This window comes from Bacteroides sp. MSSM.1001136sp1_RTP21357st2_D2_RTP21359_211015, assembly GCF_040913205.1.
GTDB lineage: Bacteria > Bacteroidota > Bacteroidia > Bacteroidales > Bacteroidaceae > Bacteroides > Bacteroides ovatus.
Map to the genome: position 1 here is coordinate 1 of NZ_JBDFVF010000033.1, position 13,245 is coordinate 13,245.

The window sequence follows — 13,245 nt, forward strand, 5'->3', positions numbered from 1 at the left end:
AACATCCCGGATTCAAGCATATTTTGCTAAAACCTTTCTTTCCGGCAGACATGAATGAACTTACCATACGCTATAATACTCCCTATGGCTGGTTAAATATCAACTGGGTTCGTCAAACTAATGACTGCATCCGTTATACAATCGATATTCCGGCAGGCACTTCTGCAACATTTGTTCCTTTTACAATGCCAGAACCCCAAAAATCTATAACTTTACAAGCCGGAAAACATTCACTTGAACTTGATTTTATTCACCAATTAATCAATCAACGATAACTTATGTACAAAAGAATCACCTTATTCACATTCATTTGCCTGCTCGCTTTAGCAGGAATAGCCCAAAATAAAGACACTTATACCATTTTATTATCCGGAGCATCTTTTGCCGAACCTAACAATAAGTGGTTTGAAATGGGATGTCGTGCCCTTCACGCCATCCCCATCAATCGGGCTGTAAGTGCAGAATCTATTGCTCACACTGCAAATAAAATGCTGGACGGCACTCTCTATACCCCGGAAGAATTCGATAACATTGATGTATTTGTCTTGATGCAAGTACATGAAAAAGACGTATATAACGAAGCAAACTTAAAAGAGAACTACAAGGATTATAAAACTCCTTTTGATGCTTCCGACTATGCCGTTTGCTATGATTATGTCATCAAGCGCTACATATCAGACTGTTATAACCAGAAATTCAATCCAAAATCCAGATATTACAACACTCCTTATGGGAAACCTGTTTCTATTGTCTTATGTACTCATTGGCATGACAGTCGTCCTATATTCAACACTTCGGTCCGAAAACTGGCAGAAAAATGGGGATTCCCAGTAGTAGAATTCGACAGATACATCGGATTCTCCAAAAAACAGAAACATCCGGTTACAGGAAAACAATATAGCCTAATTTACACTGGGGATTCACAAAAGACTCATGGAGAAGTATTTGGATGGCATCCGCCACATGGAGAACATTCATTTATTCAACAGCGCATGGCTGCAATCTTTGCCGATACGCTTCGTAAGATATTGCTTCCCAAAGAATATATCAATGAATAATCACCAAATACTCATCGGATGAAAAAACTTCTATCATTAACAGTTTGCTTGCTATTTGTCCTATCACAAATGATGGCACAGCTTTCCGTACCTTCTTTCTTTTCAGACCACATGGTGCTGCAACGTGAGAAGCCAATCAATATATGGGGCACAGCCAGTGCCGGCGAGCGAATTAGCGTAACATTAGGAAATGCTCAAAAGAGTACCCGAACCGATAAAAATGGGAAATGGTCAGTCAGCCTGCCCCCTATGCAAGCCGGTGGACCGTATACTCTAAATATGAAAAGCCCCAAGCAGACTTTATCATTTACAGATATTTTAATCGGTGAAGTATGGATCTGTAGCGGACAGTCAAATATGGAGTTTCGTCTGCGTAGCGCTAATCATGCTACCGAAGAAGTCGCAGCTGCCAATTACCCTCAAATCCGTTCATTCAACGTAATTCAAGAAATGGGGCACACTCCTAAAACCAACTTAAAAGGTAAATGGGAAGTATGTTCACCCGCCTCCGCTTCTGATTTTTCAGCTGTCGGCTATTTCTTTGCACGTGAATTATACCAAAAACTCAATATTCCTATCGGATTCATCAACTCCTCATGGGGTGGTACGGACATCGAAACCTGGATGAGCATGGAAGTGATAGAGCATTTTCCGAAATATGAAAAATCATTAGCCCGTATGCGCTCTTCTGAATTCGAAGAATACATCAAACACAGTGACAAAGTCAAAAAGGAATTCGAACAAGCCATCATAAACGAACCGGGAGAAAAAGAGAAATGGTATTTAGAAAACACCTCTACAGAAAACTGGAAGGAACATATTGTTCCGTCATTATGGTCAAATGAGGAATTATCCGGTATAGATGGAGTTGTATGGTTTACTTATCAGTTTTCCATACCGGTCAACTGTTTAGGACAGGATGCAGAATTGAGTCTCGGTACTATCGATGACGATGACATTACCTGGGTTAACGGACATGAAGTAGGACGAACGGTAGGATATGACCTGAAACGTCTATACAAGATCCCGGCAGAAGTATTAAAGGAACAGAATACCATCACTATTAAAATATCCGACTATCGTGGAGGAGGCGGTCTATATGGTCCTAAAGATGAAGTATACCTGAAAGTCAACAACCGAATTTTCCCTTTGTGTGATAATTGGAAGTATAAAGTTGCAGTATCGAGTGCACAATATGATTATGTAGAATATGGTCCTAACGCTTTTCCTTCTTTGCTGTTCAACGCAATGATTCATCCACTGGTAGGTTTGGGGATGAAAGGGGTAATCTGGTATCAGGGAGAAAACAATGCCGCCCGCGCCAACGAATACATTGATTTATTTCCGGCTTTAATTACAGACTGGAGAAGTAGATGGAATAACGAATTCCCATTTTATTGGGTTCAATTAGCAAACTTCATGTCTCCGGCCAAGCAGCCCTCTGAAAGTCATTGGGCAAACCTGCGGGATACACAGTCGAAGACACTGGCCTTACCACATACAGGACAGGCCGTCATTATAGACATCGGTGAAGAAAATGACATACATCCCCGCAACAAACAAGATGTAGGTAAACGACTTGCTTTGCATGCTCTCCACAATGATTACGGATATAACTCTATTGTTTGCACCGGCCCGATATTCCAGTCGGTAAAAAGAATCGGAGATGCACTGGAGGTCACCTTTAACGCTTGTGACGAGCAACTAGTAGCTCGTAATAAATATGGCTATTTATCAGGATTCGCCATTGCCGGCGCAGATGGAAAATACCAATGGGCACAGGCTAAAATCGAAAACAATAAAGTAATAGTATGGAATAAGGAAATACAGCAACCGGTCTCTGTACGATATGCTTGGGGAGATAATCCCGATGATGCTAACTTATACAACGCAGCCGGTTTGCCTGCCTCGCCTTTCGAAGGACACATCAGCCAATAAACGGCCTACAAAAACAGAAAAAGAATACCGGCAATGAATGTATGATCATCATTTCCGGTATTTTTCATATTTACAGTCCACTCCCTAATCGTCCAGAGACTATATTTTCTCTTTCCGGCGCGTTGTAATTTAAAGATTATCACGTATCTTTGCTTCCTCAAATCATAAATACGAGATATGGCTATTACAATCAAGAAAGTCTCCACAAAGAGAGAACTTAAGAAATTTATCCGTTTCAATTACAGAATGTACAAGGGCAACCCTTACTCTGTGCCTGACCTCTATGACGACATGCTCAACACCTTCAACAAGAAGAAAAATGCAGCATTCGAATTCTGTGAAGCTGATTATTTCCTCGCATATCGGGACGATAAAATAGTAGGACGTGTAGCTGCAATTATCAATAACCAGGCGAACAAGAAGTGGGAATGTAAAAACGTTCGTTTCGGATGGATAGACTTCATCGACGATCCCGAAGTATCATCCGCACTTATCAAAACAGTGGAAGAATGGGGAAAAGAACGGGGTATGACTCATATTGCCGGTCCTCTCGGATTTACTGATTTCGATGCGGAAGGAATGCTGATCGAAGGATTCGACCAGCTTAGCACCATGGCCACTATCTACAACTACCCGTACTATCCGGTACACATGGAAAAACTAGGCTTCGAGAAAGATGCCGACTGGGTGGAATACAAAATCTACATACCGGATGCTATTCCCGACAAACATAAGCGTATCTCCGAACTGATCCAACGAAAATACAACCTTAAGATAAAGAAATATACTTCCGGAAGAAAGATAGCCAAAGACTATGGACAGAAGATTTTCGAACTGATGAACGAAGCATATAGTCCACTTTATGGTTATTCTCCGCTGACACAGCGGCAAATCGACCAATACGTGAAAATGTATCTGCCAATCCTTGACTTACGGATGGTTACACTGATTACTGATGCCAATGATGAACTAGTCTGTGTAGGTATCTCTATGCCATCTCTCGCTGAAGCTTTACAGAAATCAAACGGACGTCTGTTGCCGCTCGGATGGTTCTATCTGTTAAAGGCATTATTCATGAAACGTCGTGCCAAAATGCTTGATCTGCTACTCGTTGCAGTGAAACCGGAATATCAAAATAAAGGTGTTAACGCTTTGTTATTTTCCGATTTAATTCCAGTTTATCAAAAATTAGGTTTTATCTTTGCGGAAAGCAACCCCGAACTGGAACTGAATGGAAAAGTTCAGGCACAATGGGATTACTTTGAGACTCAACAACATAAGCGCCGCCGTGCGTTCATCAAAGAGATAAAATAAAAAACAGCTATGGAAGAGAACGAATTGATACCTGTAGACAACAACAATGCAGTAGAGTACACTGACGACAACATCCGCCACTTGAGTGACATGGAACATGTACGCACACGCCCCGGTATGTATATCGGAAGGCTGGGCGACGGTGCACATGCCGAAGATGGAATCTATGTCCTCCTGAAAGAAGTAATTGACAACAGTATTGACGAGTTCAAAATGCAAGCCGGTAAGAAAATCGAGATTACCGTTGAAGAAAACCTTCGTGTCAGTGTACGCGACTACGGACGAGGCATCCCACAGGGAAAACTCATCGAGGCTGTCAGCATGCTGAATACCGGTGGTAAATACGACAGCAAGGCATTTAAGAAAAGTGTCGGACTGAATGGTGTCGGTGTGAAAGCCGTCAACGCTTTAAGCTCCCGTTTCGAGGTACGCAGTTACCGCGACGGCAAAGTGCGTATCGCCACTTTCTCAAAAGGAAACTTACTGACCGATGAGACGAAGAATACCGAAGAAGAAAACGGAACTTACATCTTCTTCGAACCGGATAATACACTATTCCTGAATTACTGTTTCAAGCCCGAATTTATTGAGACAATGCTACGTAACTACACGTATCTCAATACGGGGCTTGCTATCATCTATAACGGACACCGTATCTTGTCGCGCAACGGTCTGGTAGACCTTTTGAACGACAACATGACGGCAACCGGGCTTTACCCGATCATCCACCTGAAAGGGGAAGACATCGAAATCGCCTTCACACATACCGGACAATACGGAGAAGAATATTATTCTTTCGTCAACGGTCAGCATACTACCCAAGGTGGTACACATCAAAGTGCCTTCAAAGAACACATTGCCCGTACCATCAAAGAGTTCTTCAACAAGAACATGGACTACACCGATATCCGTAACGGATTGGTTGCCGCCATTGCCGTCAATGTGGAAGAACCGATCTTCGAAAGTCAGACGAAAACTAAACTGGGTTCTACCAATATGGTTCCCGGTGGCGTAACGGTCAATAAGTATGTAGGCGACTTTATCAAACAGGAAGTGGACAACTTCCTGCACAAGAATGCGGACATAGCCGAAGCAATTCAACAAAAGATACAAGAATCTGAAAAGGAGCGTAAAGCCATTGCAGGGGTAACGAAACTTGCCCGTGAACGTGCCAAGAAAGCCAACCTACACAACCGCAAACTACGTGACTGCCGCATACACCTCAACGATCCGAAAGGCAAAGGACTGGAGGAAGACTCCTGCATCTTTATCACCGAGGGAGACTCTGCAAGCGGTTCCATCACCAAAAGTCGTGATGTCAACACCCAAGCTGTATTCAGTCTCCGTGGTAAACCATTGAACTCTTTCGGACTGACCAAAAAAGTGGTTTACGAGAACGAGGAATTCAACCTGCTTCAAGCAGCCCTGAATATAGAAGATGGTATTGAAGGATTACGCTACAACAAAGTAATCGTAGCAACCGATGCCGATGTGGACGGTATGCACATCCGCCTGTTGCTGATTACTTTCTTCCTGCAATTCTTCCCTGATCTCATCAAGAAAGGGCACGTATATATCCTGCAAACGCCTTTGTTCCGTGTACGCAACAAGAAAAAGACAAATTACTGCTACAGCGAGGAAGAACGTATCAATGCCATTAATGAACTAGGACCGAATCCGGAGATCACCCGATTTAAAGGTTTGGGAGAAATCTCACCGGATGAGTTCAAACATTTCATCGGTAAAGATATGCGTCTGGAGCAGGTGACACTGCGCAAAACGGACGCGGTAAAAGAACTACTCGAATTCTACATGGGCAAAAATACCATGGAACGACAGAACTTTATTATAGACAATCTGGTTATAGAAGAAGACTTGGCATCATGAGAAAAGCAATATTCCCGGGTACTTTCGACCCTTTCACCATCGGACATTACTCGGTAGTGGAACGTGCACTTACCTTTATGGACGAAATTGTGATAGGAATCGGTATCAATGAGAACAAGAATACCTACTTCCCCATTGAGAAAAGAGAAGAAATGATTCGGGAACTTTATAAAGACGAACCTCGTATCCAGGTGATGTCCTACGACTGTCTGACAATTGATTTTGCGCAGGAAGTAGAGGCCAGGTTCATTGTCCGCGGTATCCGTACGGTGAAGGATTTCGAGTACGAAGAGACCATTGCAGACATTAACCGCAAACTGGCAGGGATTGAAACCATCCTGCTCTTCACAGAACCGGAACTGACTTGCGTCAGCTCTACAATTGTACGCGAGTTATTAACCTATAATAAAGATATCAGCCTGTTTATTCCCAAAGGAATGAAAATGAGTGAATAACACTCGTTAGGGAATAGGCGGTGAGTCAGAAAAGATGATGAAGAAACTAACGATTATACTATCCGTTTGCTTGTGGGCAGTTGCCGCACAAGCCCAGAACTTCGGTTCCGAAGCCATGCGAAAGCTACAAATGGCAGAGTTTGCAATCTCCAATTTCTATGTGGACAAAGTAGATGAAGACAAGTTGGTAGAAGAAGCCATCATCAAGATGCTGGCACAACTTGATCCGCACTCTACTTACTCGGATGCAGAGGAAGTGAAGAAGATGAACGAACCGCTCCAAGGTAACTTCGAGGGTATCGGAGTACAATTCCAGATGATAGAAGACACCCTGTTGGTGGTACAGCCTGTCAGCAACGGACCTTCCGAGAAAGTCGGTATCCTTGCCGGTGACCGTATCATTGCCGTGAACGACAGCGCTATTGCCGGAGTGAAAATGAGTACGGAAGATATAATGAAGCGTCTTCGTGGCCCGAAAGGTTCGAAAGTCAATCTGACAATTGTTCGTCGCGGCGTAAAGGACCCTTTATTGTTTACAGTAAAGAGAGATAAGATACCTATCCTTAGCCTCGACGCCTCTTATATGATTCAACCTAAAACGGGTTATATCCGCATCAACCGCTTCGGAGCAACAACTGCTGAAGAGTTCAAGAAAGCAATGAAGGATCTCCAAAAGCAAGGTATGAAAGATATGATTCTTGACCTGCAAGGAAACGGAGGTGGTTATCTCAATGCAGCCATTGACCTTGCTAACGAATTCCTGGGACAAAAGGAGCTAATCGTATATACCGAAGGCCGGACTGCCAAGCGTAGTGATTTCTATGCCAAAGGTAACGGAGACTTCCGTAATGGCCGCCTCATCATATTGGTAGACGAGTATACAGCTTCCGCCAGCGAAATTGTCAGCGGTGCGGTACAGGATTGGGACAGAGGAATTATTGTAGGCCGCCGTTCTTTCGGCAAAGGCTTGGTGCAACGTCCTATCGATTTGCCGGATGGTTCCATGATTCGTTTAACCATCGCCCGTTATTATACTCCATCAGGGCGCTCGATTCAGAAACCATACGACAGCACTGTCGATTACAATAAAGACCTGATAGAGCGTTTCAACCACGGTGAACTGATGAATGCCGACAGCATCCATTTCCCGGATTCACTGAAAGTACAAACCAAGAAACTCGGACGTACCGTTTATGGTGGAGGTGGCATCATGCCGGATTATTTCGTGCCTATCGACACGACTCTTTATACGGATTATCACCGTAATCTGGTAGCTAAAGGAGCTGTGATTAAATTCACCATGCAGTTTATTGAAGGACACCGGGAAGAGTTGGCAAACAAATACAAGAAGTTCGAATCATTTGATGAGAAGTTCGTAGTCAATGATGATATGCTCGCCACTTTAAAGGAAATCGGAGAGAAAGAAGGGGTGAAGTTCAATGAAGAACAATATCAGAAATCACTTCCTCTTATCAAAACCCAGCTCAAAGCACTGATAGCCCGTGACCTTTGGGATATGAACGAATATTTCCGGGTAATGAATACCACGAATGAAAGTATACAAAAAGCTTTGGAAATACTGAATTCGGACGAGTATCAGAAGAAACTAAAATAGGGTATTCAATAAACAATCATAAGACATCGTCCTTCAGTTCGGTGGACATATATACTTATCGTAGTGGACATATAGATACACAATGGTGAGTATATATATCCACCGCGCTGTATCTATATGTCCACTAAACACGGTGTATTAACCTGTTAACTTCATCATTGGGTATACTCGAATGTCACCGTACCGCGAATATCAGAAGAAGAAGCGGCAATGTATGCCTTAAATTTACCAGGTTCTGCCACCCAAGTATGCTGTTTATCATCAAAGAATTGCAATGCTTCCGGTTTGATCGTAAACTTCACTTCTTTTTCTTCATTCGGAAGAAGCTGTACTTTCCGAAAGTCCTTCAACTCTTTTACCGGGCGAAGAACACTACACTCTTCGTCACCAATATATAACTGAACGATCTCTTTCCCTACCATTTCTCCTGTATTCTTAATTTTTACAGTAAGATCAATACTGCCATCAGCATTCATTGTTTTAGCCGATACTGCAGGCTTACTATATTCGAAAGCGGTATAACTCATACCATAGCCAAAAGGAAAGAGCGGTCGAATCTTCTTCGTATCATACCAGCGATAACCAACCAAAATATCTTCTTTATATTCCTGGCGGATGCTATCGCCCGGATAACTGATTTCTCCAAAGAAATGTGCCGGACAATCCTTCAATTTCACCGGATAAGAAAAAGGTAGTTTACCACTGGGAGTCACCTCTCCACTCAACACATCAGCCAGCGCCTCTCCACCAACAGAACCTAAATACCATGATTGGACAATAGAAGGAATCTCCTTCACCCAAGGCATTTCCACTGCATTTCCACTAACAATCACTGCTACCAGATTTTTATTTACTTTCAACAGAGCTTCTATCAATTCATTCTGTCCAAAAGGAAGTCCATACGACAGACGGTCACCCCCCTCACAATCCTGAAAATGATTCTTATTCAGTCCTCCGACAAAGATCACCAAGTCCGCATTCATTGCTTTTTTCACCGCGTCATTACGTAAAGAATCTACAGTTGTCTGTGGAATAACATCCGCCCGGCCATACATCGGGCGACCGCTTGTATAGCCTTGTGCATAAACCACATTCTCACCAAACTTCGCTTTTATACCATCCAATGGTGAAACTACCCTCTGAACTTTCAACTCCGAAGAGCCGCCGCCTAACATCAAATTACGGGTAGCATTATCTCCCACAACCAAAATACGTTTATATTTTCCTTGGGGAATAGGTAATAATGCAGGCTGTTTCTTACCTGTCCCATTTTTCAACAAGACAATGCCCTCTGTTGCAACCTCATAAGCTGTACGATAGTGCTCTTCGCTGGTCAGTGCACCGAACGGTTTCCGGCGATTCATCGCTGTACGGAAAATCAGACGTAACACACGTGCGGCCTTATCATTCACTACCTCCATCGGAATCTTACCTTCGCGAACCATTTTCAAATAAGACTTACCCAAATAATAATCATCAAAACCAAATTCCGATTCCGAAGTCAAACCATTCGTATAAGATCCCATTTCAATATCCAAGCCATACATGGCAGCTTCATAGGTATCATGCGCAGCTCCCCAATCTGTTATGACACAACCGTCGAAATTCCATTCTCCCTTCAATATATCATTATTCAGCAGTTTATGATGAGTAGCATGGGTTCCGCGCACCTTATTGTACGCTCCCATAATAGACCAAGCCTTCCCTCTTTCCACAGCAGCCTTAAAGGCAGGCAGATATATCTCATACAATGCACGGTCACTTAGCTGCACATCGATATGTCCCCGCCATAATTCCTGATTGTTCAGTGCGTAATGTTTTACGCAGGCGGCTACTCCATTCTTCTGCACTCCCTGAATATAAGGTACACAAAGCTCCGAGGCTAAATAAGGGTCTTCCCCCATATATTCAAAGTTACGCCCGTTGAGCGGAGTACGATAGATATTCACACCCGGTCCCAGCAAAACATCCTTTTCACGATAACGGGCTTCTTCACCGATAGCATATCCATATTTCGCTGCTAATAGCGGATTCCAGCTAGCTGCCAGACAGGTCAGTGCAGGAAAGGCTGTGCAACTATCGTTCGTCCATCCGGCATATCCCCAATCATTCCAGTTAATTTCGGCACGTACGCCGTGAGGTCCGTCACTCATCCAAAGTTCAGGAATACCCAAACGGGGACAGCCAGGGGAGCTAAACTTCCCTTGTGCATAACTAAGACGAGTTTTCTCCTCCACAGTCATACGGTTCAACGCATCCTGTACCCTAACCTCTATCGGTTGTGTATCATCCAGATACACCGGTGTTTGTTCTTTGTCTTGAGCAATCGCCACCATACCTGTCTGAACAGACAGGAAACATATAGTCAATAAAAATGTCTTCATTATTCCAATAATCATTTACAGTTTACAATTCCTCTGCCGAAATCTTTAGTACAGCTTGCCGAAGTCCCTCTGAAGTAGCCGTCAGCTTTGCTTTTCCCGGTTTTCCATCGTTCTGAATGACAACAAGGCATTTTCCATAAAATGCTTTCCTCTTTTCATCCTTAAAGCGTTCCATCGATACCGGGTTTCCGTTGTCTACCCCTGCGATAAAGCCATTACCTTGTACTGTGAAATTCACTAGATTGTCAGCATCAGGGCAAAGATTTCCTTTCTCATCCAACACCTCCACAGTGACAAAACACAAATCTTTTCCATCAGCAGTCAGAATAGAACGATCAGGAGTCAGACGAATCTCTGCGGGTTTTCCGGCTGTGCAGATTTCCTTTTCCGCCACTACCTTACCACTCTCTCGTGCAATGACCTTCACCGTTCCCGGTTCAAACTTCACACGCCAAGCTACATGCAGATTATCAAGGTCTTTACGCTTCACTCCTTGCGACTTTCCATTCACAAACAGTTCCACTTCATCAGCCTGATTATAGTAGCACCACATATCAATCTCCTGTCCCGGAGTCCAGTTCCAGTGCGGGAAAAGGTGCAACACCTGCTTATCCGTCCATTCCGACTGATACAAATAGTAGACATCTTTCGGGAAACCAGCCAGATCTACAATACCAAAGTACGAACTACGCGCAGGCCATCCATAAGGAGTCGGTTCCCCGATATAATCAAATCCCGTCCATACATATTGCCCGCTGATAAAGTCGTTGTCCCTGACTAATTTCAAGCTTTCCTCATGAGTGTTTCCCCAAGGCACATGACAGTTTTCATAAGATGAACAGGCAAATGTGGAATCGGCAAAGGATTTGTCCCAACGCTCGGGCCAGATAAACATCCGGTCGCTGGGCATACGGTAATATCCGCGAGTCATCAACGCTGAATTGCTTTCAGTAATGATAAACGGCTTGTCCGGGAAATTAGCCGGAACATTGGGAATATCCTTGTTATGATAATTATAGCCAATCACATCCAGTACGCCGGAACGGAATAAATGATTGCCGGAATTCGGTTCATTGCATCCGGCAGTGATAGGACGGGCAGGATCAAGCCCTTTTACAAAGCTTACCAGTTTTTTCGTCAGCAAAGAGTTGACACTCTCCTCTCCTTCTTTGGCTAACATTTCAGAAGAATGTCCGAAATTTAAGATCAGATTGGCCTCTTCCAGACTCAACGTATCCGCTTTGGCATCACTCCATTGTTCGAGGACTTCATTACCGATACTCCACATAAAGACAGAAGGATGATTACGGTCACGCAAAATAAAGTCATTCAAATCGCGCTCGTGCCATTCATTGAAGTAACGGGCATAATCATGTGCCGTTTTTTTCTTCCGCCACATATCAAAAGCCTCATCCATCACGATAAATCCCATACGGTCACAAAGATCAAGCAGTTCGGGTGCGGGAGGATTATGGGAACAACGTATGCCGTTACACCCCATTTCTTTCAGAATTTGCAATTGCCGTTCAATGGCACGTGTGTTGACTGCCGCTCCCAAACAGCCCAGGTCATGATGCATACACACACCATTAATTTTTGTCTGCCTGCCATTCAACGTGAATCCTTTCCGGGCATCAAAACTAAATGTGCGAATACCAACAGGAGTAGTATACCTATCCATACATTCTTCGTTTCGCATCACTTTGGTAACCAGTGTATACAGATAAGGAGTATCAATATCCCACAGTTGAGGTTGCTTTACAGTCAGTTGCTGGGTAAAAACAACTTCCTTACCGGCTTCCGCTTTCCCGCTCGACCGGGTTTCAGCAACTTCTCTGCCTTCAGCATCCTGCAAGGAAGAACAGACAGTAACATTTTCGTTCGTATCACTTTCATTCACAAGGGTAGTAGCGAGATTCAGTACAGCCTGTTTTTCGTCAACTGACGAGGTTGTGACATACGTTCCCCATCCACCCACATGTATTGGGCCGGTCTTGCTTAGCCACACATTCCGGTAAATGCCACAACCTGAATACCACCGTGAATTAGGTTGCTCCGCATTATCCACACGTACAGCCAGCACATTCGGTTCATCCCATTTCAGATAAGGAGTCAGGTCATAGCTGAAACTAATATATCCATAAGGACGTACTCCCAATGAAACACCATTGATAAATACCTCCGAGTTCATATATACTCCGTCAAACTCAATGCGAAATATCTTTCCTGCATCCGCTTTGTCTACACTAAAGGTTTTGCGATACCAACCGACTCCTCCCGGAAGTGCCCCTCCTCCTGTACCGGAAGGATTTTCCTGACTGAAGTCTCCTTCAATCGCCCAGTCGTGGGGCAAATCCAGTACACGCCAGTCATTGTCGGCAAAACCAGGTTGTGCCGCTTGCAGCCCGTCTCCCAAATGAAAACGCCAGTCTGCATTAAAGTCGGATCGCTCCCGCGGAGATACAAGGGGAGAACTGCTACATGCTCCTAATAACATCAGACAGCCTCCCAATGCCAAGCAGCTCCCCAGTATAAGGCAGCCCCCCAGCATCAAATATTTTAGTTTACCAATCATCATCAACGGATTATCATTC

9 protein-coding genes are annotated in these 13,245 nt (G+C 43.8%); 7 read left to right on the forward strand and 2 right to left on the reverse strand.

Features of this window, described 5'->3' with window-relative positions:
* The 7 genes from AB5217_RS19020 to AB5217_RS19050 all read left to right on the forward strand — a co-directional run.
* Positions 1-275: alpha-L-rhamnosidase C-terminal domain-containing protein (locus AB5217_RS19020; RefSeq protein WP_368117378.1), on the forward strand; the 275-nt coding region annotated here is incomplete at its 5' end.
* Between the two features lie 3 nt (positions 276-278).
* Positions 279-1,058 (forward strand): DUF5040 domain-containing protein, encoded by a 780-nt coding sequence (locus AB5217_RS19025; RefSeq protein WP_032844332.1) that lies wholly within the window; start codon positions 279-281, stop codon positions 1,056-1,058.
* Between the two features lie 18 nt (positions 1,059-1,076).
* Positions 1,077-2,996 carry a sialate O-acetylesterase gene (locus AB5217_RS19030; RefSeq protein WP_032844331.1) on the forward strand — a complete coding sequence of 640 codons (1,920 nt, stop codon included), beginning with the start codon at positions 1,077-1,079 and terminating at the stop codon, positions 2,994-2,996.
* Between the two features lie 177 nt (positions 2,997-3,173).
* Positions 3,174-4,310, forward strand: coding sequence for a GNAT family N-acetyltransferase (locus tag AB5217_RS19035; protein WP_004298422.1), 1,137 nt, complete (start codon positions 3,174-3,176; stop codon positions 4,308-4,310).
* A gap of 9 nt (positions 4,311-4,319) precedes the next feature.
* On the forward strand, positions 4,320-6,197 hold the full coding sequence (locus AB5217_RS19040) for a DNA topoisomerase IV subunit B (protein ID WP_004302623.1): 1,878 nt from the start codon (positions 4,320-4,322) through the stop codon (positions 6,195-6,197).
* On the forward strand, positions 6,194-6,652 hold the full coding sequence (gene coaD, locus AB5217_RS19045; protein WP_032844330.1) for a pantetheine-phosphate adenylyltransferase: 459 nt from the start codon (positions 6,194-6,196) through the stop codon (positions 6,650-6,652). Before AB5217_RS19040 ends, coaD begins: the two co-directional genes overlap by 4 nt.
* A gap of 37 nt (positions 6,653-6,689) precedes the next feature.
* Positions 6,690-8,267 (forward strand): S41 family peptidase, encoded by a 1,578-nt coding sequence (locus tag AB5217_RS19050; RefSeq protein ID WP_032844343.1) that lies wholly within the window; start codon positions 6,690-6,692, stop codon positions 8,265-8,267.
* Between the two features lie 155 nt (positions 8,268-8,422).
* Here the strand turns inward: AB5217_RS19050 and AB5217_RS19055 are convergent, their stop codons facing one another.
* Together AB5217_RS19055 and AB5217_RS19060 are read right to left on the reverse strand one after the other, a co-directional pair.
* On the reverse strand, positions 8,423-10,651 hold the full coding sequence (locus AB5217_RS19055) for a glycoside hydrolase family 3 C-terminal domain-containing protein (RefSeq protein WP_080706876.1): 2,229 nt from the start codon (positions 10,649-10,651) through the stop codon (positions 8,423-8,425).
* A 22-nt stretch (positions 10,652-10,673) separates the two neighbouring features.
* Entirely contained in the window at positions 10,674-13,229 is a 2,556-nt protein-coding gene (locus AB5217_RS19060; RefSeq protein ID WP_080706875.1) for a beta-galactosidase BoGH2A, read from the reverse strand.
* Positions 13,230-13,245 lie beyond the last annotated feature (16 nt).